The sequence below is a fragment of the Variovorax sp. V213 genome (assembly GCF_041154455.1).
GTDB lineage: Bacteria > Pseudomonadota > Gammaproteobacteria > Burkholderiales > Burkholderiaceae_C > Variovorax.
Genome location: NZ_AP028664.1, coordinates 128,831 through 150,626 on the forward strand (window position 1 = coordinate 128,831; position 21,796 = coordinate 150,626).

Sequence of the window (21,796 nt, forward strand, 5' to 3'; positions counted from 1 at the left end):
TTGACGCCCATGAACATCCTTTACCGTCGCCGCGCAATGACCGGCCTCGCCGCCCTGGCGATTCTTCCGCTGGCCGCCGCCGTGCGGCCTGTCCGGGCACAAACGCCTGCGTCCATTCAGCTTTTCAAACTGGTTTCGCCACGCGACGAGATCGTCGTCGGCGTGGAGGCCGCCCAACTCGGCACGGGCTCGGGGCCCGCCGTACAGCGCCTGGCCGAATTGCTGGCGGCCAAGGGACAGCTCACGCTCTGGCAATACGCATCGCAGAAGGACGCCGGGGGCGCCTTGGTGCAGGCCCCGCTGCGGCAGGTGGCCGTCTTCAAGAACGAGCTCCTGCGCATCGAGCCATACACCACGCCGCTGCCGGTCAAGGCACCGGCGGCCGCCAAGTAAACGGTGCGCCCATGCGTGGCGGCTACACGCCGCGCGCGCGGTCGGCCTTGAAGCGGGCCCTGAACGCCGTGAAGCTGTCCGCCTCGAGGGCTTCGCGGATCTCCCGCATGAGATTCAGGTAGTAGTGAAGGTTGTGGATGGTGGTGAGCATCGGCCCCAGCATCTCGGCGCAGCGGTCGAGGTGGTGCAGGTAGGCCCGGCTGAAGCCTTCGCGCCCACCGTCGTTCCATGAGACGCCCGAGGTGCCGGCGCAGGCATGGCAGGTGCAGCTCGGGTCGATGGGCTGCGGGTCGTTCTTGTGGCGCGCGTTGCGCATCTTCAGGTCGCCGAAGCGCGTGAACAGCGTGCCGTTGCGCGCGTTGCGCGTGGGCATCACGCAGTCGAACATGTCGACGCCGTCGGCCACGCCCTGCACCAGGTCTTCGGGCGTGCCCACGCCCATCAGGTAGCGCGGCTTTTGGGCCGGCAGCCGGTGCGGCGTGTGGCCCATGATGTGCAGCATCTCTTCCTTGGGCTCGCCCACGCTCACGCCGCCGATGGCGTAGCCCGGAAAGTCCATCTCCACCAGCGCGGCGAGCGACTCTTCGCGCAGGTTCTCGAACATGCCGCCCTGCACGATGCCGAACAGCGCGTTCGGGTTCTCGAGCCGCGCGAACTCGTGCTGGCAGCGCTTGGCCCAGCGCAGGCTCAGCTCCATCGAGATGCGCGCCTCGGCCTCGGTCGTGATGTGGCCCTTGGTGTCGTAGGGCGTGCACTCGTCGAACTGCATCACGATGTCGCTGTTGAGAATGGTCTGGATCTGCATCGAGACCTCGGGCGTGAGGAACAGCTTGTCGCCGTTGACGGGCGATGCGAACTTCACGCCCTCTTCGCTGATCTTGCGCATGGCGCCCAGCGACCAGACCTGGAAGCCGCCCGAGTCGGTGAGGATCGGCTTGTTCCACTTCTCGAACTGGTGCAGCCCGCCGAAGCTCGCCATGACGTCGAGGCCGGGTCGCATCCAAAGGTGGAAGGTGTTGCCCAGGATGATCTGTGCGCCCATTTCTTCGAGGCTGCGCGGCATCACGCCCTTCACGGTGCCGTAGGTGCCCACGGGCATGAAGATCGGCGTCTGCACCACGCCGTGGTTGAGCGTGAGCGTGCCGCGGCGCGCGTGGCTGTCGGGGTCGGCTTTCAGGAGTTCGAAGTTCAGCATGGTCGTTGTCTTCAATCTTGTTGTTGTCGTGCCAGCAGCATGGCGTCGCCGTAGCTGAAGAAGCGGTATCGGTGGGCAATCGCATGGGCATACAGCGACATCACGCGCTCGTAGCCCGCGAAGGCCGAGACCAGCATCATCAGCGTGCTCTTCGGCAAATGGAAGTTGGTCACCAGCAGGTCGACGTGCTCGAACGCGAACCCCGGCGTGATGAAGATGCGCGTGTCGCCGGTGGCCTCGCCGCTCTTGGCCCACGATTCGAGCGTGCGCACGGTGGTGGTGCCGACCGCGACGACGCGGCCGCCGCGGGCCTTGCACGCGGCAATCGCACGCTGCGTGGCCGCGGGCACTTCGTAGCGCTCGGCGTGCATCGTGTGCTCGGCGATGTTCTCGGTTTTCACCGGCTGGAAGGTGCCCGCGCCCACGTGCAAGGTGACGTTGGCGCGCTGCACGCCGCGGGTTTCGAGTTCGTCCAGCAGCGCTTCGTCGAAATGCAGCGCTGCCGTAGGCGCGGCCACTGCACCGGGCACGCGCGCAAACACGGTCTGGTAGCGGCGCTCGTCGTCGGCCGAATCGGTGTGGGTGATGTAGGGCGGCAGCGGCACGTGGCCGCAGCGGGCCATCAGCGCGTAGGGGTCTTCGCCCGCGTCGCTCTCGAAGCCGAAGCGAAACAGCGCGCCGTCTTCCTCAGGCCAACGCCCCAGGAGCGTTGCGCGGAAGCCGCCGACCATCTCGAGCATGGTGCCCACCGGCGGCTTCTTGCTGACCTTCATGTGCGCCACCACCTCGTGGCCGTGCAGCACGCGCTCGACCAGCAGCTCGAGCTTGCCGCCAGTCGGCTTCTCGCCGAAGAGCCGGGCCTTGACGACGCGCGTGTCGTTGAAGACCAGCAGGTCGCCTGCGCGCAGCAGCGAAGGCAGGTTCTTGAAGATGCGGTCGACCGGGCCGCCGCCTGTGCCGTCGAGGAGGCGGGAGGACGTGCGTTCGGGGGCCGGGTGTTGCGCCACCAGCTCGGGCGGCAGGGCGAAATCGAAATCGGAGAGCGTGAAGGCGCGCATGGTGCTTGAGGGCCGGACGGGCCCGTGCCAAGGAGGCATGGAAAGGAAGAAGAACAAGGCCGGAGCCGGGCAGAATTGTCCCATGCCCGCTTCCGCGAAGTCAGTGCGCCCCCAAAAGACCGCAAACCCGCCCACCGTCGCCCCAGCCGCGCCCGGCGCCGGGTTGAGCCTCGTGCAGCGCGCGCTGCGCAAGCTCGGGCTCGTGCGCGACATCGACTTTGCGCTCTACCTCCCGATGCGCTACGAAGACGAGACACGCATCGTGCGGCTGGCCGACACGCGCGACGGCGACATGGCGCAGGTGGAAGGCGTGGTGACCGAGTGCGAGGTGGTGTTCCGCCCGCGGCGGCAACTGATTGCCACCCTCGACGACGGCAGCGACACCTGCCAGCTGCGCTTCTTCAATTTCTATCCCTCGCAGCAGAAGCAGCTCGCGGTCGGCGCGCGGGTGCGCGTGCGCGGCGAGGTGCGCGGCGGCTTCGTCGGGCGGCAGATCATGCATCCGACCGTCAAGGCGGCCGGCACCGCGCTGCCCGAGGCGCTCACGCCGGTCTACTCGACGGTCGCGGGACTCGCGCAGCCGGTGCTCCGGCGCGAGGTGCGCTCGGGCCTGGCGCGCGCGGTGCTCGACGAGACGATTCCGGTGCAGATCGGACTGCGCGGCGCATGGGACCTGCGCAGCGCGTTGACCTTTCTGCACTATCCCACGCCCGACGTGGCGATGGCGACGCTCGAGGACCACAGCCATCCGGCGTGGCAGCGCATCAAGGCGGAAGAGCTGCTGGCGCAGCAGCTGTCGCAGCTGCAGGCGCGGCTGGAGCGTGCGGCGCAGCGCGCACCGATGCTGCCCGCTTCGCCCGAACCGCAGCCCAGTTCGCTGCATGCGCAGTTGCTCGCAGTGCTGCCCTTTGGCCTCACCGGCGCGCAGCAGCGCGTGGGTGAAGAGATCACGCGCGACCTGGGGCGCGAGATTCCGATGCACCGCCTGCTGCAGGGCGACGTGGGCTCGGGCAAAACCGTGGTGGCGGCGCTCGCGGCGGCGCGCTGCATCGACGCGGGCTTTCAGTGCGCGTTGATGGCGCCCACCGAAATTCTTGCAGCCCAGCATTTCGGCAAGCTGGTCGGCTGGCTCGATCCGCTGCTGGCCGAACGCGGTCTGCGGGTGGCCTGGCTCACGGGAAGCCAGAAGAAGAAGGAGCGCGACGCGATGTCGGCCGCGGTCGAGAGCGGCGAAGCCGCGCTGGTCATCGGCACCCATGCCGTCATTTCGGAAAAGGTGCGCTTCAAGAACCTGGCGCTCGCGATCATCGACGAGCAGCACCGCTTTGGCGTGGCGCAACGGCTGGCGTTGCGCGGCAAGGCCGTGGGCCATCTCGAGCCGCACCTGTTGATGATGAGCGCCACGCCGATCCCGCGCACGCTGGCGATGAGCTACTACGCCGACCTGGACGTTTCCACGCTCGACGAGCTGCCGCCGGGCCGAACGCCCATCGTGACCAAGCTGGTGGCCGACCACCGGCGGGACGAGGTGATCGCGCGCATCCAGGCGCAGCTCGGGCAAGGGCGGCAGGTCTACTGGGTCTGCCCGCTGATTGAAGAGAGCGAGGCCGTCGACCTGCGCAACGCCACCGAAACGCGCGACGAGCTCGCGGACTCACTCGGTCCGGCCGTCAACGTCGGGCTGCTGCATTCGCGCATGCCCACGGCCGAGAAGCAGGCGGTGATGGCGGCTTTCACCGCCAACGAAATCCAGGTGCTGGTGAGCACCACCGTGATCGAGGTGGGCGTGGACGTACCGAACGCCTCCCTGATGGTGATCGAGCATGCCGAGCGCTTCGGCCTCTCGCAATTGCACCAGCTGCGCGGCCGCGTGGGGCGCGGCGCGGCGGCCTCGGCCTGCGTGCTGCTCTATGCGCCCGGCGACAGCGGCCGCGTGGGCGAGGCGGCGCGGGCGCGGCTCAAGGCCATGGCCGAAACCAGCGACGGCTTCGAGATTGCGCGGCGCGACCTCGAGATTCGCGGGCCTGGCGAATTCCTGGGCGCGCGACAGTCGGGTGCTCCGCTGCTGCGCTTTGCCGATCTGGCCACCGACGTGATGCTGCTCGACTGGGCGCGCGAACTGGCGCCGCGCATGCTCGAGAAGCACCCGGACCTCGCCCAGCGCCACATCGATCGTTGGCTCGGCACCAAGGCCGAATACCTGAAGGCGTAGGTTGCGTCAGGCGGCAGGCCTGCGCGTGAACGCCAGAATCAAGCCGAAGCCGATCATCATGCTGCCGCTCACCTTGTTGAACCAGCGCATGGCGCGGCTGCCGTTGGCGAGCCGGCGCATGCGCGCCCCGAGCATGGCGTAGAGCGCGATCGCGACCACCTCGAGCAACAGGAAGGTCACGCCCAGCAGCAGGTAGCTGGCGGCGTAGGCGCCGGGCACCACGAACTGCGGGAAGAAGGCCGTGAAGACCAAAATGGCCTTCGGATTGCCCGCCGCCACGGTGAACTCCTGGCGCACCAGCGAGCGCATCGAAGGCGGCGCGGCCGCGTCCGGCGCCTGCGATTCGGCCACCGGTGCCGGCGCACGCAGCAGGCGAATGCCGATCCACACGAGGTAGGCGGCGCCGATGTACTTGATGACGTCGAAAGCCAGTTCCGACGCGACCAGCACCGCGCCCATGCCCAGGCCTGCGATGGCGATCATGATCGCGAAGGCCGCCAGGCGTCCGCCGGCCGCGATGACCGCCGGCGAAACGCCGTGCCGTGCGCCGTTGGTGACCGACAGCAGGTTGTTGGGGCCGAAGGCCATGTTGATGGCAAAACAGGCCGGCAGGAACAGCAGGTAGGTGGACAAGGTCATGGGGATTACCGGTGTCGACAGGGGGCGCCCGATCTTGGGTCAGAAACCCGCGGAATTCAACACGAATCGCAGGCGCAGCCCACATCTCGCGCGGAGGCGAAGAGGAACGCCAGACCCATGGGCGCCAAGCCCGAGGCTCGGGCCGAAGAAAGGACGGCGGTTCGGGCGGCTCGCCCGCACCGCGATCCAGTCCGAGGAGACACGCCGAAGCAAGGGCTCTCAGGCCTTGGCGCGGGGCTTGAGAAAGGCCGCAAGGGCCTTCTGGTCCTCGGCAAGCTGCATGCGCATGAGCTGCAGCATGCGCAGGGCGAGCCCCGACAGCGGCTGCCCCGGCGGCAGCACCAGCAGCCCTGCGAAAGAGACGTCGAGCGACAGCGGGCGGATGACCAATCCGCGCCGCGCGTACTCCAGCGCCGTGACCGGATTGACGACGCCGATGCCCATTCCGCTCAGCGCCATTTCGCAGACGCTTGCCGCATACGGCGTTTCGACCAGCACGCTCAGGGCGACGTTGCGCTCCGCCAGCGCACGCTCGAGGCGTCTTCGCGAAGCGTCCTCGGGGTTGAGCGCAAGAAACGGTTCTTCCGCAATCTGCTGCGGCTGAATGATCCTGGCATTGACCAGGCGGTGCTTCGGATGCATGACCACCACGCCCGGAAAGCGCGCGAATTCGGAGTGCTCCAGGCCCGTGGTCGGCATTTCGTCGGCCATCAGCCCGAAGTCGACCTGGCGCCCCAGCACGGCCTCGTGCACCTCCCGCGAACTGAGCACCTGCAGCGAAATCTGTGGCCTGGCCTCGGCGTCGAGACGCTCGGTGACCAGGCGCGACAGCACCCGCGGCACGAAGGTCAGGCCGAAGGCGGGATAGACCGCCATGCGCAGCGTGTTGACGCCGAAGCGCTTCAGGCTGCGCATGCGGTGCTCGATGCTGCTGAGGCCCACGAAAACGCGCTCCACCTCGACCAGCAGCGCCTGCGCTTCGGGCGTCGGATGCAGGCGGCCCCGTAGCCGGCGGAAAAGCGCGAAGCCGGCCGCGTCTTCGAGCCGTTTCAGCGACTGGCTGATGGCGGGCTGCGTGACCCCCAGCAGCGCGGCGGCCTTGCTGGCGGACCCCACCGACATCACGGAACGAAACACCTCGATCTCGCGCAGCAACATATAACAACCACTTATGGAAATAGAACTTCGAGAGCGATTCAGATTATCTGCGCGGTCCTAGAGTTGCGGCTTCAGCCACCCACTTGGAGAAGCGACGTGAAACTTCGAACCGTCTTTGCAGTGACCGCACTGGCTTTGGCTGCGCCCTCGTGGGCACATGACCTTTCGGCCGACATCGCCAAGTTCAACGCCGTTGCGGCGACGAAGAAGCTCGACAGCGAAGCGGCCCTGGCCGCGAAGCTCGCATTCGAACGCGCGCAAGCCGAGATGGAGCAATCCGACGTGAAGATGGTGCTGCGCATCCGCTCGATGACCAATGCTGGCCTGCGGGCGCTGGGCGAGCAGCCGGCCTTGCTCACCAGCGAGTACAAGCGCTTCGAAGCGGCGCTGGCCAATCCGAAGACCAACGATCCGGTCAAGGTCGCGGCGGCGCGGGAAACCTTTGCGCGGCTGTCGGCAGACATGAAGGTCTACGCCGACCTGGAGAACATGGCCGTCGACCAGATGAAACAAGCCTTGCGGCTCATTGAAACCGCCCCGGCGCCGTGAGCTGCAGGTGGAGGTGTACCTCCTTGTCGCGGCCGTCTACCTGGTGCTGCGCACGGCAGGGGCCTGGTCGGTCACCCGGCTGCAGTGGCGCAGGGCCGCATCGGCAGCCTGAATCAATGAATGCATGAACCCACGCAGGAACCCCATGAAAACCATCAAGGCATTGATGCTCGCCAGCACCCTTGCGTTCTCGAACCCCGGCTTCGCGCATGGCGACGAGGATCACAGCGCGCCGAGCGGGCCGGTTCGCAAGGAACAGAAAGAGTGGGGCATCGCAGGCGACGCGGCCAGCGCGACGCGAAAGCTCGAGTTCAGGATGACCGACAACATGCGCTTCGCCCCCGAGCGCATCCAGGTGAAGCAGGGCGAGACCGTGAGGCTTTCAATCCGGAACGACGGGCAGGTCATGCACGAGTTCGTGCTCGGCACGAAGAAGGAACTCGACGAGCACGCGGCGCTGATGATGAAGTTCCCGGGCATGGAGCATTCGGAGCCCTACATGGCGCACGTTCCGCCCGGCAAGACCGGGGAAATCGTCTGGACCTTCAACCGGGCCGGGGACTTCGATTTCGCCTGCCTCATCGCAGGCCACTACCAGGCCGGCATGGTGGGCAAGGTCAAGGTCGTCGCCGCCGCGAGGTCCTGAGCCGGCCCGAATCTGCCGTCCTCCATCGCAAGATCCTGCCCTCTGCGGGCAGCAGCTAAGCCCCGGACCATGCCCGGTCACAGACGCTTGCGCATAATTGACGCAAGCTATGACTCTCACCGAACTCAAATACATCGTCGCAGTAGCCCGCGAACGGCACTTCGGCAAGGCGGCCGAGGCCTGCTACGTCTCCCAACCCACTCTCTCGGTGGCCATCAAGAAGCTCGAAGACGAGCTCGAGGTCAAGCTCTTCGAGCGCAGCGCCGGCGAAGTGACCGTCACGCCGCTCGGCGAGCAGATCGTGCAGCAGGCGCAGAGCGTGCTCGACCAGGCCGCCAGCATCAAGGAAATTGCCAAGCGCGGGAAGGACCCGCTGGCCGGCCCGCTGAACCTTGGCGTGATCTACACCATCGGGCCGTACCTGCTGCCCGACCTCGTGCGCCAGGTGATTGCGCGCACGCCGCAGATGCCGCTGGTACTGCAGGAAAATTTCACCGCCAAGCTGCTCGAAATGCTGCGCGCCGGCGAGATCGATTGCGCGATCATGGCCGAGCCTTTTCCCGACACGGGCCTGGCGATGGCGCCGCTCTACGACGAACCTTTCATGGCGGCGCTGCCCATGAAGCACAAGTTGGCCGACCGCGAATCGATCACTTCGGAAGAGCTCCAGAACGAAACCATGCTGCTGCTCGGTACCGGCCATTGTTTTCGCGACCATGTGCTCGAGGTGTGTCCCGAGTTCGCGCGCTTCTCGAGCAATGCCGAGGGCATTCGCAAGAGCTTCGAGGGCTCGTCGCTCGAAACCATCAAGCACATGGTGGCCTCGGGCATGGGCGTGACGCTGGTGCCGCGCCTGTCGGTGCCTGCCGAAGCGCTCAAGCCCAAGGTCAAGGGGCGCAAGGAGCCTGAGCAGATGGTGCGCTACCTGCCGGTACGCGACGCGCAGGACCGCGATCCGCCCACGCGCCGCGTGGTGCTGGCCTGGCGCCGCACCTTCACGCGCTATGAGGCGATTGCCGCGTTGCGCAACGCCATCTATGCGTGCGAGCTGCCGGGCGTCAAGCGGCTGTCATAGAAAAATTCGCGAACTTGGCCTACGCGGCGGCCGTTCGATTTCGTTCATCGGCGGGATAGAGTGACTCTGTTGCGAAGCCGCGGGTCGGCTTTCAGAATCAAGCTGTCCCTCAAATGTCGAAGAAAGAGTTTCACGCCATGGCAAAAGAATCGAAGACCTCAAAGAAAACATCATCGTCGTCGTCGTCCTCGTCGCAGGGCAAGGTGCCCAAGAAAGGCAATGCCCTGGTGGCGCAGGAGTCCGGCAGCCGCAACGCGCCCATCATCAACATCGGCATCGAGCGCCAGGACCGTGCCGCCATTGCCGAGGGCCTGAGCCGCGTGCTGGCCGACACCTACACGCTTTACCTCACGACCCACAACTTTCACTGGAACGTGACGGGGCCGCACTTCAACTCGCTGCATGCGATGTTCATGGGCCAGTACACCGAACTCTGGGGCGCCACCGACGTGCTCGCGGAACGCATTCGCGCGCTGGGCCATTACGCGCCGGGCTCTTACGCGGAGTTCAGCAAGATCGCCACCGTGCCGGACGTGCCCCAGACCCCGCCCAAGGCGATGGAGATGGTGCGCATCCTCGTCAAGGGCCACGAAACCGTGTCGCGCATTGCGCGCGAATTCATTCCCGTGGCCGAGGAGGCCGGTGACGACCCGACGGCCGACATGCTGACCGCACGCTGCACGGTGCACGACCAGACCGCCTGGATGCTGCGTTCGCTGCTCGAGGACTGAAAAAGCGCCCGGGCCCCGAGCCCCGGTATCGAGAGCGGCACAATGGCCGCTCTTTTTTTGCCTGCCGCATGCTTGCCCGCCGTTTTGCGCTCTATCTCGACCTGATTCGCTGGAACCGCCCCGCGGGCTGGCTGCTGCTGCTCTGGCCCACGCTGGGGGCGCTCTGGTTTGCGGCCGAGGGCTGGCCGGGCTGGCGCCTTCTGGCCGTGTTCGTGCTGGGCACCATCCTCATGCGCAGCGCGGGCTGCTGTGTCAACGACGTGGCGGACCGCGACTTCGACCGCCATGTGAAGCGGACCGCACAGCGGCCGGTGACCAGCGGCGCGGTTTCGGTCAGGGAGGCGCTGGTGCTGGGCGCGGTGCTGGCGCTGCTGGCTTTCGGCCTGGTGCTCACGACCAATCGGGTCACCATCCTGTGGTCGTTCGCGGCGCTGGCCATCACGCTGGTCTATCCGTTCGCCAAGCGCTTCGTGTCGGTTCCGCAGGCGGTGCTGGGCATCGCCTTCAGCTTCGGCATTCCGATGGCTTTTGCGGCGGTGCAATCCACGGTTCCGGTGTTCGCCGCGTGGCTGCTCGCCGGCAACCTGTTCTGGGTGCTGGCCTACGACACCGAATACGCCATGGTCGACCGCGACGACGACCTCAAGATCGGCATGAAGACCTCGGCCATTACCTTCGGCCGCTTCGACGTGGCGGCCGTGATGGCAAGCTACGGCGTCTTTCTGGCCGTCTGGGCCTGGGCCGGCGCCAGCCGCGGCCTGGGGGCGGTGTTTTTCGCCGCCATCGGCATCGCCGTGGCGCAGGCCGCCTGGCACTGGCGGCTGATTCGCGGCCGCACCCGCGACGGCTGCTTCAAGGCCTTCCGCCTGAACCACTGGCTCGGCTTCACGGTGTTTGCCGGCATCGCGGCCGGCTATGCGCTGAAGTAGATCGGGCGATGGGCGGGGGCCTCAGGCTTTGCCGAATTCCTCGCCCAGCTCGGCGGCCCGTTTCTGCGCCGCGCGAATCGCGGTCTTGAACTTCGCCTTGACGTCGGCCCCCTCGAGCGAAGTGAGCGCCGCGTAGGTCGTTCCACCCTTCGAGGTCACGCGTTCGCGCAGCACCGACGGCGGTTCGGTGGCGCTGTGCGCCAGTGCCGAGGCCCCGGTGAAGGTGCCGATGGCCAGCCGCTGGGCCTGGTCGGGCGACAGGCCCATTTCGATGCCGGCTTCGGTCATGGCCTCGATGAAATAGAACACATAGGCAGGGCCCGAGCCGGACATGGCCGTGACCGCGTCGAGCGCGGCTTCATCGTCGACCCAGAGCAGTTCGCCGGTCGGTGCCAGCAACTGCCCGACCAGGGCGCGGTCGGCGGCGTCCACCCCGGCGCGTGCATAGAGGCCGGTCATGCCCTGGCCGACCAGCGCGGGGGTGTTGGGCATGGCGCGCACCACGCGTTCGCTGCCGAGCCAGCGCGCAATGCTGCCCGATGGAATGCCTGCCGCCACGCTCAGGTGCAGCGCGTGTTCGGCGAACGGGCGCACCGGCTGGGCGGCGTCCGCAAAAGTCTGCGGCTTGACCGCCCACACCACCACGGCGCAGCGCGAAAGGGCCTCGCCGGCCTCGGCGTGCGCATGGATGCCGAAGGACTGCGCCAGCTTCCGGCGAGCCTCCTCGAAAGGCTCGACCACCTCGAAGGCGTCGGCGGGCGTGCCTTGCTTGATGAGTCCGCCAATGATGGCGCTGGCCATGTTGCCGCCGCCGATGAAGGCAATGGGGGGGAGCGGCGCCGGGCCGGTGCGGGGCAGGAATGTGACGGCAATGGTCATGGTCGGTCGGTGTATTCGAATGCCGCGAACTGGGTTGTCTGCAGCGGGTTGAAATTGTCGTCGCTCACCACCATCAGCATGCGCTTGCCGTCCGGCAGCGCCGGCCCCCAGCACATGCCTTCGGTGTTGTCCAGGAGCGAAAGGCCGAGCTGGGCAAAGTCGGCGACCAGCGTCTTCGCCGCGGGGCGATGGTTCCCCGCGGCCAGCGTATCGCTCTCCAGCACGTCGGTGGCGTCGCGGGTATCGATCTCGTAGAGGCGCAGCGAGTTTCCGGCGCCCGTGGCATAGGCGCGCTCCAGCACCAGCATGCGGTCGGCATCGAGCATCAGGACCTCGCTGATGCCGTTGTCGGCGTAGCTGCCGGGAATCAGCGGCCGCAACGGGATCGCGTCGGGAACATAGGCAATCTGGCGCGTCGCCTGGCCGGTTTCCAGGTCCATCCGGGTCAGCCGGCAGGGGCCGCCTGGCGCCTTGGTGGTGGGAAGGGGGCCGTCCTGGATCAGTGCGTTTTCCATGGCCAGCCAGGCGTGGCGGCCGTCGGGCGTCAGCGCCAGGCCCTCCAGGCCCAGGTTGTCGCGCGGGCCGCGGCGCTGCGACACATCGGCGTTGAACATGGCCGGCAAGGCAAATTCGCGCAGCAGGCGGCCGTCGCGCGCCGATTCGTAGAAAGCGGGCCCGAAGCCCCGAGCCACGTCGCCTTCGCTGGTCCAAAGCAGGGTGCCGGCGCCCGGCCGCAGGCGCAGTGCTTCGGGGTCGGGCACGGGCGTCCGGGGCTCGGCGCGGCGGCGCGCGAGCCAGGGGCCGCCGCCGGGGCGTTGCAACTGCACGACGCTTTTCGGTTCGGGCGGCTGAACCCAAGGCGCCGGCCATTGCGCGGTATAGAAACGGGCGGGGTCCATGTCTGACCGGTCATCGCTGAGAAGGATGTACTCACTTCTTTCCGTGTCATAGTCGATGCCGGAGAGGCCGCCTGCCGTGGTGCCTTGTATATTCAGCCGGTGCGGCCAGTACGCCTCGGCCACGCGGCGCAACCGTACCGCCGTGGCAGATGGGATCACCGGGCTGCCGCAGCCGACCAGTCCACCCAGCCCCGCCGCCGCGGCGGCCGCGCTGGCCAGCAGCCCGCGGCGCAGGGGAGACGCGGGAGCTATGGGGCCTGAATTGACGGTGCGCACGCCGCCAAGTCTAGTTCCAGTGCATTTCGCGTCAGAAGGCAGTTGACATGCCTTGGCCTGCGTGCAACAATCGCAGGCTTCGCTTCAAAAAAGGCGAAGCTTTCAGCCCAAAGCGGAAGTGCCTCGAGTGGTTCGAGGTGCAGACGACGGGCCCAAGACTGACCGCAGCGTTTCCCTCCCGGAGGCGCATCGGTACAAGTTGGGAACTACTAGCAATGATCCAAACTGAATCCCGGCTCGAAGTGGCCGACAACACAGGCGCGAAGTCCGTCCTGTGTATCAAGGTGCTCGGTGGCTCCAAGCGGCGTTATGCCAGCGTGGGCGACGTCATCAAGGTCAGCATCAAGGAAGCCGCTCCGCGTGGTCGCGTCAAGAAGGGCGAGATCTACAGCGCAGTGGTGGTCCGCACCGCCAAGGGCATCCGTCGCGCCGACGGCTCCCTGGTCAAATTCGATGGCAACGCAGCCGTGTTGCTCAACGCCAAGCTGGAGCCTATCGGCACCCGCATCTTCGGACCGGTGACGCGCGAGCTGCGCACCGAAAAGTTCATGAAGATCGTGTCGCTGGCCCCCGAAGTTCTGTAAGGACAACAACGCCATGAACAAGATTCGCAAAGGCGACCAGGTCATCGTGTTGGCCGGGCGCGACAAAGGCAAGCGCGGCACCGTCTCGCTGCGCAAGGACGATTCGCACCTCGTCGTCGAGGGCGTGAACATCGTCAAGAAGCACGCCAAGCCGAACCCCCTCAAGGGTACGACCGGCGGCATCGTCGAGAAGACCATGCCCATCCACCAATCCAACGTGGCGATCTTCAATGCCGCGACCGGCAAGGCCGATCGCGTGGGCATCAAGATCACCCAGGGTGCTGACGGCAAGCGCGTGGCTGTTCGCGTCTTCAAGTCCAGCGGCGACGAAATCAAGTTCGCCTAAGAGGTACTCACATGGCACGTCTCCAACAACACTATCGCGAAAAGATCGCGAAAGACCTGACGGAAAAGTTCGGCTACAAGTCGCCGATGCAGGTCCCCCGCCTCACCAAGATCACGCTCAACATGGGCGTGGGTGAAGCTGTCGCCGACAAGAAGGTTCTCGACAACGCTGTCGCCGACCTGACCAAGATCGCCGGCCAGAAGCCCGTGGTCACCAAGTCGAAGAAGGCCATCGCCGGTTTCAAGATCCGCGAGAACCAGCCCATCGGCTGCATGGTCACGCTGCGCGGCGTGCAGATGTATGAGTTCCTGGACCGTTTCGTGACCATCGCGCTGCCGCGTGTTCGCGACTTCCGCGGCATCTCCGGCCGTGCGTTCGACGGCCGTGGCAACTACAACATCGGCGTCAAGGAACAGATCATTTTCCCCGAGATCGAATACGACAAGGTCGATGCCCTGCGCGGTCTCAATATCAGCATCACGACGACGGCCAAGACCGACGAAGAAGCCAAGGCGCTTCTCGCTGGTTTCCGTTTCCCGTTCAAGAACTGAGGTGATCTGTGGCTAAAGCATCTTTGATCCAGCGCGAACTCAAGCGCGACAAGCTGGTCGCCAAGTACGCTGCGAAGCACGCGGAACTGAAGGCAATTTCCAACGACGTGAAGAAGAGCGACGAAGAGCGCGCTGCTGCCCGCCTGGGCCTGCAAAAGCTCCCGCGCAACGCGAACCCCACGCGTCAGCGCAACCGCTGCGAAATCACCGGTCGCCCCCGTGGCACCTTCCGTCAATTCGGTCTGGCCCGCGCCAAGATCCGCGAACTGGCTTTCAATGGCGACATCCCCGGTGTCACCAAGGCCAGCTGGTAAGCCAGGCAGGAGCAAACAACATGAGCATGAGTGATCCCATTGCCGACCTGCTGACGCGTATCCGTAACGCGCAGATGGTGGCGAAGCCCACTGTGTCGGTCCCGTCTTCCAAGGTGAAGATCGCGATCTCGCAGGTCCTGAAGGACGAGGGCTATATCGACGGTTTCCAGGTCAAGACCGAAGACGGCAAGTCCGAACTCGTCATCACCCTGAAGTACTACGCTGGCCGTCCGGTCATCGAGCGCATCGAGCGCGTGAGCCGTCCCGGCCTGCGCGTCTACAAGGCCAGTGCTTCCATTCCGCAAGTCCAGAACGGCCTCGGCGTTGCGATCGTCACGACCCCCAAGGGCGTGATGACGGACCGCAAGGCACGCGCTACCGGTGTCGGTGGCGAAGTGCTGTGCTACGTCGCCTAACCGAGACATCGAGGAGTAACTGAAATGTCCCGAGTAGGAAAAATGCCGATCACCATCCCCGCAGGCGTGGATGTGTCGATCAAGGAAGACCAGATCAGCGTCAAGGGCACGGGCGGCACGCTCAACCTCGCACGCAATGCCCTGGTCAAGGTCGTCAGCAATGACGGCAAGCTGAATTTCGAGCCCGCCAACGAGTCGCGTGAAGCGAACGCGATGAGCGGCACGATCCGTCAGCTGGTGAACAACATGGTGGTTGGCGTGACCAAGGGCTTCGAGAAGAAGCTCAACCTGGTCGGCGTCGGCTACAAGGCTGCAGCCTCCAACAACAAGTTGAACCTGCAAGTCGGTTATTCGCACCCGGTCAACATCGACATGCCCCAAGGCATCACGGTGGCCACCGCGACCCCGACCGAAATCGTGATCAAGGGTGCTGACCGTCAGCGCGTTGGTCAAATCGCCGCTGAGATCCGCGCTGTTCGTCCGCCTGAGCCTTACAAGGGCAAGGGCATCCGTTATTCGGACGAGAAGATCGTGATCAAAGAGACCAAGAAGAAGTAAGGGGCAGCAAAATGATGTTGACCAAAAAAGCACAGCGTCTTCGCCGCTCGCGCCAGACCCGCATCCGCATCGCGACGCAGGGCGTGGCCCGTCTGACGGTGAACCGCACCAACCTGCACATCTACGCCACCGTCATCTCCGACGACGGCACCAAGGTGATCGCCACCGCATCGACGGCCGAAGCCGAAGTGCGCACCGCACTCGGCGGCTCGGGCAAGGGCGGCAATGCCGCCGCTGCAACGGCCATCGGCAAGCGCATCGCCGAAAAGGCGAAGGCTGCCGGCGTCGAGAAGGTCGCCTTCGACCGCGCAGGTTTTGCGTACCACGGCCGCGTCAAGGCGCTGGCCGATGCGGCTCGCGAAGCCGGTCTGCAGTTCTAACCGGACACGAGATTCAAAATGGCAAAGATTCAAGCAAGAACGCAGAACGAAGGCCCTGAAGACGGTTTGCGCGAGAAGATGATCGCGATCAACCGCGTCACCAAGGTGGTGAAGGGTGGTCGTATCCTCGGTTTCGCAGCACTGACCGTCGTGGGCGACGGCGAAGGCCGCGTCGGCATGGGCAAGGGCAAGTCGAAGGAAGTGCCTGCTGCCGTGCAAAAGGCGATGGAAGAGGCCCGCCGCAACCTGGCCAAGATCTCGATCAAGAACGGCACGCTGCATCACCGCGTGACGGGTCACCATGGCGCCGCCTCGGTTGTCATGATCCCCGCCCCGAAGGGTACCGGCATCATCGCCGGCGGCCCGATGCGCGCCGTGTTCGAAGTCATGGGCATCACCGACATCGTGGCCAAGAGCCATGGTTCGTCGAACCCCTACAACATGGTTCGCGCCACGCTCGACGGGTTGAAGAACTCGACGACCGCGTCCGAAGTGGCTGCCAAGCGCGGCCTGACCGTCGAAGAAATCTTCGCCTGAGCGCAAGCTCTCGCAAGGCTGAAGGAAGCATTCAAATGACGACGCAACAACAAACCCTCAAGGTGCAATTGGTCAAGAGCCCGATTGGCACCAAGGAATCGCATCGCGCGACCGTGCGTGGCCTCGGCCTGCGCAAGCTCAACAGCGTGAGCGAGCTGCAAGACACCCCGGCGGTGCGCGGCATGATCAACAAGATCAGTTATCTGGTCAAAGTTCTGTAAGAGAGACTGATATGGAACTCAATGGCATCAAGCCGGCGGATGGCGCCAAGCACGCCAAGCGCCGTGTCGGCCGCGGTATCGGCTCCGGTATCGGCAAGACCGCAGGTCGCGGTCACAAGGGCCAGAAGTCGCGCGCAGGCGGTTTCCACAAGGTCGGCTTCGAAGGCGGTCAAATGCCGCTGCAGCGTCGCCTGCCGAAGCGCGGCTTCAAGTCGCACCTGCTGAAGTTCAACGCTGAAGTCACGCTGACTGCCCTCGAGCAGCTCGGCCTGGCCGAAGTCGATGTCCTGGCGCTCAAGCAAGCCGGCCTCGTGGGCCAGCTCGCCAAGGTGGTCAAGGTCGTCAAGACCGGTGAACTCACCAAGGCCGTCAAGCTGACGGGCGTGGGTGCAACCGCTGGTGCCAAGGCTGCGATCGAAGCAGCCGGCGGCAGCGTCGCCTGATCACACTGGACTGAAAGAAGTTCTTCGTGGCAACTAACGCGGCAACGATCGCAAAAACAGGCAAGTTCGGCGACCTCCGTCGTCGGCTCGTCTTTTTGCTGCTCGCGCTCGTGGTCTACCGGATCGGCGCGCACATTCCTGTGCCGGGTATCAACCCGGACCAGCTGGCTGCGTTGTTCCAGGGCCAGCAGGGCGGCATCCTGAGCCTGTTCAACATGTTCTCGGGCGGGGCGCTGTCGCGCTTCACCGTGTTCGCGTTGGGGATCATGCCGTACATCTCGGCGTCGATCATCATGCAGCTGATGACCTACGTGCTTCCGACCTTCGAGCAATTGAAGAAGGAAGGCGAGGCCGGCCGCCGCAAGATCACGCAGTACACGCGCTACGGCGCGCTGGGCCTGGCCCTGTTCCAGTCGTTCAGCATTGCAGTGGCCCTCGAATCGTCGGCCGGCCTGGTCATCGCTCCCGGTTTCGGCTTCCGCCTGACCGCGATGGTGAGCCTCACGGCAGGTTCGATGTTCCTGATGTGGCTCGGCGAGCAGATCACCGAACGCGGCCTGGGCAACGGCATCTCGATCCTGATCTTTGCAGGTATCGCGGCCGGTCTGCCGAACGCCATCGGCGGCCTCGCTTCGCTGGTGACCACCGGTGCGATGAATCCGATCATTGCGCTCTTCATCATCGCGGTCGTGGTGCTTGTCACCTACTTCGTGGTGTTCGTCGAACGCGGCCAGCGCAAGATCCTCGTGAACTATGCGCGGCGCCAGGTCGGCAACAAGGTGTATGGCGGCCAGTCGTCGCATCTGCCCTTGAAGCTGAACATGGCCGGTGTGATTCCGCCGATCTTCGCCTCGTCGATCATCCTGCTGCCCGCGACGGTGGTCGGCTGGTTCAGCACCGGCGAAGGTGGTTTCCGCTGGATCAAGGACATTGCCGGCGCACTGCGCCCGGGCGAACCGATCTATGTGCTGCTGTACGCTGCCGCGATCGTTTTCTTCTGCTTCTTCTACACGGCGCTCGTGTTCAACAGCAAGGAAACGGCCGACAACCTGAAGAAGAGCGGTGCCTTCATTCCGGGCATTCGTCCGGGTGACCAGACCGCTCGCTATATCGACAAGATTCTGGTTCGCCTGACGTTGGCTGGCGCGGTGTACATCACCTTCGTCTGCCTGCTGCCCGAGTTCCTGATCCTGAAGTACAACGTGCCGTTCTACTTCGGTGGTACCTCCCTGCTGATCATCGTGGTCGTCACGATGGACTTCATGGCCCAGGTGCAAAACTACATGATGTCCCAGCAGTACGAATCGCTGCTGAAGAAGGCCAACTTCAAGACATCGTAGGGCTGTGAGTTTCAGTATTGAGAATTTGGGTATGGGCGGTGTACCGCCACGTTAAACAGTTTTAGGAGAATGAAATGAGAGTTTCGGCTTCGGTCAAAACCATCTGCCGTAATTGCAAGGTCATCCGCCGTAAAGGTGTGGTGCGTGTGATTTGCACCGACCCGCGCCACAAGCAGCGCCAGGGTTGATTGAAGAGTATTAGAGGACGCACATGGCACGTATTGCTGGCATCAACATTCCGCCGCACAAGCACGCTGAAATCGGCCTGACCGCCATCTTCGGCATCGGTCGCACGCGCGCCCGTCAAATCTGCGAAGCGAGCGGCATCGAATATTCGAAGAAGATCAAGGATCTGACCGACGCCGATCTCGAAAAGATCCGCGACCAGATCGCTCTCTTCACCATCGAAGGCGATCTGCGTCGCGAGACGACGATGAACATCAAGCGTTTGATGGACATCGGCTGCTATCGCGGCTTCCGTCACCGTCGCGGCCTGCCGATGCGCGGCCAGCGCACGCGCACCAATGCCCGCACCCGCAAGGGTCCGCGCAAGGCTGCGCAGTCCCTGAAGAAATAAGGATAGACCAGCATGGCTAAAGCACCTGCAAACAACGCCGCACAGCGCGTTCGCAAGAAGGTTCGCAAGAACGTTGCGGACGGCATCGCCCACGTGCATGCCTCGTTCAACAACACCATCATCACGATCACCGATCGCCAGGGCAACGCCCTGTCGTGGGCTTCGTCGGGTGGCCAGGGCTTCAAGGGCTCGCGCAAGTCGACGCCGTTCGCTGCGCAGGTGGCTTCCGAAGTGGCCGGCCGTGCTGCGGTCGAACAAGGCATCAAGAACCTCGACGTCGAGATCAAGGGCCCGGGCCCCGGTCGCGAATCGTCGGTGCGCGCACTGGCTGCGCTCGGCATCCGGATCAATTCCATTGCCGACGTGACGCCCGTTCCGCACAACGGCTGCCGTCCCCAGAAGCGTCGCCGCATCTGATCGTCAGTCCGCAAGGCGCAGCCGGCTTTTGAGCGGCTGCGCATTTGTTTTTTTACTAAGCCCACCGCCATCCGCGTCCGCGCCGATGGCTCCCGCAGGCAACTGCGGCAGATGACACAAAGGAAAACTCGTGGCACGCTACCTCGGCCCCAAGGCCAAACTCTCCCGCCGTGAAGGCACCGACCTGTTCCTGAAGAGCGCCCGCCGCTCCATCCAGGACAAGGCCAAGTTCGATTCCAAGCCCGGCCAGCACGGCCGCACTTCGGGTCAGCGCACCTCCGACTACGGCCTGCAGCTGCGCGAAAAGCAGAAGGTCAAGCGCATGTACGGCGTGCTCGAGAAGCAGTTCCGCCGCTACTTCGAAGAAGCCGATCGCCGCCGTGGCAACACGGGCGCCAACCTGCTGTTCATCCTCGAATCGCGCCTGGACAACGTCGTCTACCGCATGGGCTTCGGCTCGACGCGCGCCGAAGCACGCCAGCTCGTGTCGCACAAGGCGATCACGGTGAATGGCCAGTCGGTCAACATCCCGTCGTACCTGGTGAAGACCGGCGACGTGATCGCCGTTCGCGACAAGTCGAAGAAGCAGACCCGCATTGCCGAAGCGCTCCAGCTCGCCCAACAAGTCGGTATCCCGGCCTGGGTCGAAGTGAATGCCGACAAGGCCGAAGGCACCTTCAAGAAGGTGCCCGATCGCGACGAATTCGCAGCCGACATCAACGAATCGCTGATCGTCGAACTGTACTCGCGCTAAACAGACGATAACGTGCCGCTTCGCGCGGCACGAACTTGAATTTTTTGTTCCCATCGGGAGGCACTCTCGACGGGTGCTTCACCAGCCTTACCGGTGTAACGAGCCGGGGGTATTGAGAGGAAGTCTGCATGCAAACCACCCTGCTGAAACCCAAGACCATTCAGGTCGAGCAACTTGCCGCCAACAAGGCCAAGGTCACGCTCGAGCCTTTCGAGCGAGGCTACGGCCACACGCTCGGCAACGCGCTGCGTCGCGTTCTGCTGTCGTCGATGGTCGGTTATTCGGCCACTGAAGTCACGATCGCCGGCGTTCTGCATGAGTACTCGTCGATCGACGGCGTGCAGGAAGATGTCGTCAACATCCTTCTGAACCTCAAGGGCGTGGTGTTCAAGCTCCACAACCGCGACGAAGTCACGCTGAGCCTGCGCAAGGACGGCGAAGGCCCGGTCCTGGCGTCGGACATCCAGACCCCGCACGACGTCGAGATCATCAACCCCGACCACGTGATCGCGCACCTGTCGCAAGGCGGCAAGCTCGACATGCAGATCAAGGTCGAAAAGGGCCGCGGCTATGTGCCCGGCACGATGCGCCGCTACGCCGACGAGCCGACCAAGTCGATTGGCCGCATCGTCCTGGACGCTTCGTTCTCGCCCGTGAAGCGCGTGAGCTACACGGTCGAAAGCGCCCGCGTCGAACAGCGCACCGATCTGGACAAGCTGCTGGTCGAGATCGAAACCAACGGCGCGATCACCGCCGAAGACGCCGTGCGCGCCTCGGCTAAAATCCTGGTCGAGCAACTGGCCGTGTTCGCACAGCTCGAAGGCGGCGAACTGGCTGCGTTCGATACGCCGGCACCGCGCAGCGCACAGCAATTCGACCCGATCCTGCTGCGCCCTGTCGACGAACTCGAACTGACCGTGCGTTCGGCCAACTGCCTGAAGGCCGAAAACATCTACTACATCGGCGACCTGATCCAGCGCACCGAGAACGAGCTGCTCAAGACCCCGAACCTGGGTCGCAAGTCGCTCAACGAAATCAAGGAAGTGCTTGCCTCGCGCGGCCTGACCTTGGGTATGAAGCTCGAAAGCTGGCCGCCGGCCGGCCTCGACAAGCGTTGATTTTTTGAAGAAGTGGGCCCACGAGGGCCCGTGCACCGGGCAGTACCTGATACGGCTGCCTGTTTAATAAAGTAAAGGAAAGCACCATGCGTCACGGACACGGACTCCGCAAACTCAACCGCACCAGCTCGCACCGCCTTGCGATGCTGCAGAACATGATGAATTCGCTCATCGAGCACGAAGTCATCAAGACCACGGTCCCCAAGGCCAAGGAACTGCGCCGCGTCATCGAACCGATGATCACGCTCGCCAAGAAGCCCACGGTTGCCAACAAGCGCCTGGCCTTCGACCGCCTGCGCGACCGCGACAGCGTCGTCAAGCTCTTCGGCGAACTCGGCCCGCGTTTCGCAGCGCGTCCGGGCGGCTACACCCGCATCCTGAAGATGGGTTTCCGCGTTGGCGACAATGCACCCATGGCACTGGTCGAACTGGTCGATCGTCCTGAAATTAAAGAAGAAGCCGCCGAGCAAGGCGCTGCTGAATAAGGTATAATTCCATCTTGCCGCGCGATGGAGCAGCCTGGTAGCTCGTTGGGCTCATAACCCAAAGGTCGCAAGTTCAAATCTTGCTCGCGCAACCAATTTAAAAGGCCCTTTGAATT

The 21,796-nt window shown here is 64.6% G+C and carries 30 protein-coding genes and 1 tRNA gene; 25 read left to right on the forward strand and 6 right to left on the reverse strand.

All coding sequences use genetic code 11. From position 1 onward, the window contains the following. Positions 1 to 9: 9 nt before the first annotated feature. Entirely contained in the window at positions 10 to 393 is a 384-nt protein-coding gene (locus tag ACAM55_RS00605) for a hypothetical protein (RefSeq protein WP_369654212.1), read from the forward strand. 22 nt (positions 394 to 415) lie between these two features. Here the strand turns inward: ACAM55_RS00605 and tgt are convergent, their stop codons facing one another. Both tgt and queA read right to left on the reverse strand, forming a co-directional pair. Continuing rightward, positions 416 to 1,588, reverse strand: coding sequence for a tRNA guanosine(34) transglycosylase Tgt (gene tgt / locus ACAM55_RS00610; RefSeq protein WP_369654213.1), 1,173 nt, complete (start codon positions 1,586 to 1,588; stop codon positions 416 to 418). A gap of 11 nt (positions 1,589 to 1,599) precedes the next feature. Continuing rightward, positions 1,600 to 2,646 (reverse strand): tRNA preQ1(34) S-adenosylmethionine ribosyltransferase-isomerase QueA, encoded by a 1,047-nt coding sequence (gene queA, locus ACAM55_RS00615; protein ID WP_369654214.1) that lies wholly within the window; start codon positions 2,644 to 2,646, stop codon positions 1,600 to 1,602. An 82-nt stretch (positions 2,647 to 2,728) separates the two neighbouring features. On the opposite strand from queA, the gene recG reads away from it, so the two are divergent. After that, on the forward strand, positions 2,729 to 4,858 hold the full coding sequence (gene recG / locus ACAM55_RS00620) for an ATP-dependent DNA helicase RecG (RefSeq protein WP_369654215.1): 2,130 nt from the start codon (positions 2,729 to 2,731) through the stop codon (positions 4,856 to 4,858). A gap of 6 nt (positions 4,859 to 4,864) precedes the next feature. Here recG and ACAM55_RS00625 read toward each other — a convergent pair whose 3' ends face one another. After that, positions 4,865 to 5,497, reverse strand: a complete 633-nt coding sequence (locus ACAM55_RS00625; RefSeq protein WP_369654216.1) for a LysE family translocator — start codon at positions 5,495 to 5,497, stop codon at positions 4,865 to 4,867. A gap of 219 nt (positions 5,498 to 5,716) precedes the next feature. Continuing rightward, positions 5,717 to 6,655, reverse strand: a complete 939-nt coding sequence (locus tag ACAM55_RS00630) for a LysR substrate-binding domain-containing protein (RefSeq protein ID WP_369654217.1) — start codon at positions 6,653 to 6,655, stop codon at positions 5,717 to 5,719. A gap of 96 nt (positions 6,656 to 6,751) precedes the next feature. On the opposite strand from ACAM55_RS00630, the gene ACAM55_RS00635 reads away from it, so the two are divergent. From ACAM55_RS00635 to ubiA, 5 genes are all read left to right on the forward strand, one after another. Further along, on the forward strand, positions 6,752 to 7,204 hold the full coding sequence (locus tag ACAM55_RS00635; RefSeq protein ID WP_369654218.1) for a hypothetical protein: 453 nt from the start codon (positions 6,752 to 6,754) through the stop codon (positions 7,202 to 7,204). Between the two features lie 145 nt (positions 7,205 to 7,349). Further along, complete coding sequence (locus tag ACAM55_RS00640) at positions 7,350 to 7,850, forward strand: cupredoxin domain-containing protein (RefSeq protein ID WP_369654219.1); 501 nt, start codon at positions 7,350 to 7,352, stop codon at positions 7,848 to 7,850. Positions 7,851 to 7,959: 109 nt separating this feature from the next. Next, positions 7,960 to 8,925, forward strand: a complete 966-nt coding sequence (locus ACAM55_RS00645) for a LysR substrate-binding domain-containing protein (protein ID WP_369654220.1) — start codon at positions 7,960 to 7,962, stop codon at positions 8,923 to 8,925. 137 nt (positions 8,926 to 9,062) lie between these two features. Continuing rightward, positions 9,063 to 9,656, forward strand: a complete 594-nt coding sequence (locus tag ACAM55_RS00650) for a Dps family protein (RefSeq protein WP_369654221.1) — start codon at positions 9,063 to 9,065, stop codon at positions 9,654 to 9,656. A gap of 68 nt (positions 9,657 to 9,724) precedes the next feature. Next, positions 9,725 to 10,585, forward strand: a complete 861-nt coding sequence (ubiA, locus tag ACAM55_RS00655) for a 4-hydroxybenzoate octaprenyltransferase (protein ID WP_369654222.1) — start codon at positions 9,725 to 9,727, stop codon at positions 10,583 to 10,585. A 21-nt stretch (positions 10,586 to 10,606) separates the two neighbouring features. Here the strand turns inward: ubiA and proC are convergent, their stop codons facing one another. Continuing rightward, the gene (gene proC / locus ACAM55_RS00660; protein WP_369654223.1) at positions 10,607 to 11,464 is read right to left on the reverse strand and encodes a pyrroline-5-carboxylate reductase; all 858 of its coding nucleotides are present in this window, start codon (positions 11,462 to 11,464) and stop codon (positions 10,607 to 10,609) included. Next, positions 11,461 to 12,639, reverse strand: a complete 1,179-nt coding sequence (locus tag ACAM55_RS00665; RefSeq protein ID WP_369654224.1) for an esterase-like activity of phytase family protein — start codon at positions 12,637 to 12,639, stop codon at positions 11,461 to 11,463. The genes proC and ACAM55_RS00665 overlap by 4 nt, the downstream gene beginning before the upstream one ends. Before the next feature lie 215 nt (positions 12,640 to 12,854). Between ACAM55_RS00665 and rplN the strand changes: the two genes are divergently transcribed. The 18 genes from rplN (at position 12,855) to ACAM55_RS00755 (ending at position 21,775) form a co-directional block, all read left to right on the forward strand. After that, positions 12,855 to 13,223: a 50S ribosomal protein L14 gene (gene rplN / locus ACAM55_RS00670; RefSeq protein ID WP_009124801.1), complete on the forward strand. Its 369-nt coding sequence runs from the start codon at positions 12,855 to 12,857 to the stop codon at positions 13,221 to 13,223. 13 nt (positions 13,224 to 13,236) lie between these two features. Next, positions 13,237 to 13,569: a 50S ribosomal protein L24 gene (rplX, locus tag ACAM55_RS00675; RefSeq protein WP_015867799.1), complete on the forward strand. Its 333-nt coding sequence runs from the start codon at positions 13,237 to 13,239 to the stop codon at positions 13,567 to 13,569. Positions 13,570 to 13,580: 11 nt separating this feature from the next. Then, positions 13,581 to 14,120 carry a 50S ribosomal protein L5 gene (gene rplE, locus ACAM55_RS00680; RefSeq protein ID WP_013544114.1) on the forward strand — a complete coding sequence of 180 codons (540 nt, stop codon included), beginning with the start codon at positions 13,581 to 13,583 and terminating at the stop codon, positions 14,118 to 14,120. Between the two features lie 8 nt (positions 14,121 to 14,128). Further along, positions 14,129 to 14,434, forward strand: coding sequence for a 30S ribosomal protein S14 (rpsN, locus tag ACAM55_RS00685; protein ID WP_258502860.1), 306 nt, complete (start codon positions 14,129 to 14,131; stop codon positions 14,432 to 14,434). Between the two features lie 20 nt (positions 14,435 to 14,454). After that, complete coding sequence (gene rpsH / locus ACAM55_RS00690) at positions 14,455 to 14,850, forward strand: 30S ribosomal protein S8 (RefSeq protein WP_021012928.1); 396 nt, start codon at positions 14,455 to 14,457, stop codon at positions 14,848 to 14,850. Between the two features lie 24 nt (positions 14,851 to 14,874). Beyond that, a complete protein-coding gene (rplF, locus tag ACAM55_RS00695) occupies positions 14,875 to 15,408 on the forward strand; it encodes a 50S ribosomal protein L6 (RefSeq protein WP_369654225.1) in 534 nt (177 codons plus the stop codon). Between the two features lie 14 nt (positions 15,409 to 15,422). Then, a complete protein-coding gene (gene rplR / locus ACAM55_RS00700; RefSeq protein ID WP_038111818.1) occupies positions 15,423 to 15,788 on the forward strand; it encodes a 50S ribosomal protein L18 in 366 nt (121 codons plus the stop codon). 18 nt (positions 15,789 to 15,806) lie between these two features. After that, positions 15,807 to 16,325, forward strand: coding sequence for a 30S ribosomal protein S5 (gene rpsE, locus ACAM55_RS00705; protein WP_042577478.1), 519 nt, complete (start codon positions 15,807 to 15,809; stop codon positions 16,323 to 16,325). 35 nt (positions 16,326 to 16,360) lie between these two features. Beyond that, positions 16,361 to 16,546, forward strand: a complete 186-nt coding sequence (gene rpmD / locus ACAM55_RS00710; RefSeq protein WP_009124818.1) for a 50S ribosomal protein L30 — start codon at positions 16,361 to 16,363, stop codon at positions 16,544 to 16,546. 11 nt (positions 16,547 to 16,557) lie between these two features. Next, complete coding sequence (gene rplO, locus ACAM55_RS00715) at positions 16,558 to 16,989, forward strand: 50S ribosomal protein L15 (RefSeq protein WP_369654226.1); 432 nt, start codon at positions 16,558 to 16,560, stop codon at positions 16,987 to 16,989. A gap of 26 nt (positions 16,990 to 17,015) precedes the next feature. Further along, on the forward strand, positions 17,016 to 18,329 hold the full coding sequence (secY, locus tag ACAM55_RS00720) for a preprotein translocase subunit SecY (protein WP_354396815.1): 1,314 nt from the start codon (positions 17,016 to 17,018) through the stop codon (positions 18,327 to 18,329). A 74-nt stretch (positions 18,330 to 18,403) separates the two neighbouring features. Then, positions 18,404 to 18,517, forward strand: a complete 114-nt coding sequence (rpmJ, locus tag ACAM55_RS00725) for a 50S ribosomal protein L36 (RefSeq protein ID WP_013544106.1) — start codon at positions 18,404 to 18,406, stop codon at positions 18,515 to 18,517. 23 nt (positions 18,518 to 18,540) lie between these two features. After that, entirely contained in the window at positions 18,541 to 18,906 is a 366-nt protein-coding gene (rpsM, locus tag ACAM55_RS00730) for a 30S ribosomal protein S13 (protein WP_013544105.1), read from the forward strand. Positions 18,907 to 18,918: 12 nt separating this feature from the next. Then, positions 18,919 to 19,323, forward strand: a complete 405-nt coding sequence (gene rpsK, locus ACAM55_RS00735; RefSeq protein WP_009124825.1) for a 30S ribosomal protein S11 — start codon at positions 18,919 to 18,921, stop codon at positions 19,321 to 19,323. Between the two features lie 130 nt (positions 19,324 to 19,453). Next, a complete protein-coding gene (rpsD, locus tag ACAM55_RS00740; RefSeq protein WP_013544104.1) occupies positions 19,454 to 20,077 on the forward strand; it encodes a 30S ribosomal protein S4 in 624 nt (207 codons plus the stop codon). A gap of 128 nt (positions 20,078 to 20,205) precedes the next feature. Then, positions 20,206 to 21,195 carry a DNA-directed RNA polymerase subunit alpha gene (rpoA, locus tag ACAM55_RS00745; RefSeq protein ID WP_028258417.1) on the forward strand — a complete coding sequence of 330 codons (990 nt, stop codon included), beginning with the start codon at positions 20,206 to 20,208 and terminating at the stop codon, positions 21,193 to 21,195. Positions 21,196 to 21,281: 86 nt separating this feature from the next. Continuing rightward, positions 21,282 to 21,680: a 50S ribosomal protein L17 gene (rplQ, locus tag ACAM55_RS00750; RefSeq protein ID WP_015867792.1), complete on the forward strand. Its 399-nt coding sequence runs from the start codon at positions 21,282 to 21,284 to the stop codon at positions 21,678 to 21,680. An 18-nt stretch (positions 21,681 to 21,698) separates the two neighbouring features. Beyond that, positions 21,699 to 21,775, forward strand: a tRNA-Met gene (locus ACAM55_RS00755). Positions 21,776 to 21,796: the final 21 nt, after the last annotated feature.

Excerpts from the sequence above, each read along its gene's own strand:
- ACAM55_RS00605 (WP_369654212.1), top strand. The coding sequence starts at position 10 with ATGAACATCCTTTACCGTCGCCGCGCAATGACCGGCCTCGCCGCCCTG.
- tgt (WP_369654213.1), bottom strand. The coding sequence starts at position 1,588 with ATGCTGAACTTCGAACTCCTGAAAGCCGACCCCGACAGCCACGCGCGC.
- queA (WP_369654214.1), bottom strand. The coding sequence starts at position 2,646 with ATGCGCGCCTTCACGCTCTCCGATTTCGATTTCGCCCTGCCGCCCGAG.
- recG (WP_369654215.1), top strand. The coding sequence starts at position 2,729 with ATGCCCGCTTCCGCGAAGTCAGTGCGCCCCCAAAAGACCGCAAACCCG.
- ACAM55_RS00625 (WP_369654216.1), bottom strand. The coding sequence starts at position 5,497 with ATGACCTTGTCCACCTACCTGCTGTTCCTGCCGGCCTGTTTTGCCATC.
- ACAM55_RS00630 (WP_369654217.1), bottom strand. The coding sequence starts at position 6,655 with ATGTTGCTGCGCGAGATCGAGGTGTTTCGTTCCGTGATGTCGGTGGGG.
- ACAM55_RS00640 (WP_369654219.1), top strand. The coding sequence starts at position 7,350 with ATGAAAACCATCAAGGCATTGATGCTCGCCAGCACCCTTGCGTTCTCG.
- ACAM55_RS00645 (WP_369654220.1), top strand. The coding sequence starts at position 7,960 with ATGACTCTCACCGAACTCAAATACATCGTCGCAGTAGCCCGCGAACGG.
- ACAM55_RS00650 (WP_369654221.1), top strand. The coding sequence starts at position 9,063 with ATGGCAAAAGAATCGAAGACCTCAAAGAAAACATCATCGTCGTCGTCG.
- ubiA (WP_369654222.1), top strand. The coding sequence starts at position 9,725 with ATGCTTGCCCGCCGTTTTGCGCTCTATCTCGACCTGATTCGCTGGAAC.
- proC (WP_369654223.1), bottom strand. The coding sequence starts at position 11,464 with ATGACCATTGCCGTCACATTCCTGCCCCGCACCGGCCCGGCGCCGCTC.
- rplN (WP_009124801.1), top strand. The coding sequence starts at position 12,855 with ATGATCCAAACTGAATCCCGGCTCGAAGTGGCCGACAACACAGGCGCG.
- rplX (WP_015867799.1), top strand. The coding sequence starts at position 13,237 with ATGAACAAGATTCGCAAAGGCGACCAGGTCATCGTGTTGGCCGGGCGC.
- rplE (WP_013544114.1), top strand. The coding sequence starts at position 13,581 with ATGGCACGTCTCCAACAACACTATCGCGAAAAGATCGCGAAAGACCTG.
- rpsH (WP_021012928.1), top strand. The coding sequence starts at position 14,455 with ATGAGCATGAGTGATCCCATTGCCGACCTGCTGACGCGTATCCGTAAC.
- rplF (WP_369654225.1), top strand. The coding sequence starts at position 14,875 with ATGTCCCGAGTAGGAAAAATGCCGATCACCATCCCCGCAGGCGTGGAT.
- rplR (WP_038111818.1), top strand. The coding sequence starts at position 15,423 with ATGTTGACCAAAAAAGCACAGCGTCTTCGCCGCTCGCGCCAGACCCGC.
- rpsE (WP_042577478.1), top strand. The coding sequence starts at position 15,807 with ATGGCAAAGATTCAAGCAAGAACGCAGAACGAAGGCCCTGAAGACGGT.
- rpmD (WP_009124818.1), top strand. The coding sequence starts at position 16,361 with ATGACGACGCAACAACAAACCCTCAAGGTGCAATTGGTCAAGAGCCCG.
- rplO (WP_369654226.1), top strand. The coding sequence starts at position 16,558 with ATGGAACTCAATGGCATCAAGCCGGCGGATGGCGCCAAGCACGCCAAG.
- rpmJ (WP_013544106.1), top strand. The coding sequence starts at position 18,404 with ATGAGAGTTTCGGCTTCGGTCAAAACCATCTGCCGTAATTGCAAGGTC.
- rpsM (WP_013544105.1), top strand. The coding sequence starts at position 18,541 with ATGGCACGTATTGCTGGCATCAACATTCCGCCGCACAAGCACGCTGAA.
- rpsK (WP_009124825.1), top strand. The coding sequence starts at position 18,919 with ATGGCTAAAGCACCTGCAAACAACGCCGCACAGCGCGTTCGCAAGAAG.
- rpoA (WP_028258417.1), top strand. The coding sequence starts at position 20,206 with ATGCAAACCACCCTGCTGAAACCCAAGACCATTCAGGTCGAGCAACTT.
- rplQ (WP_015867792.1), top strand. The coding sequence starts at position 21,282 with ATGCGTCACGGACACGGACTCCGCAAACTCAACCGCACCAGCTCGCAC.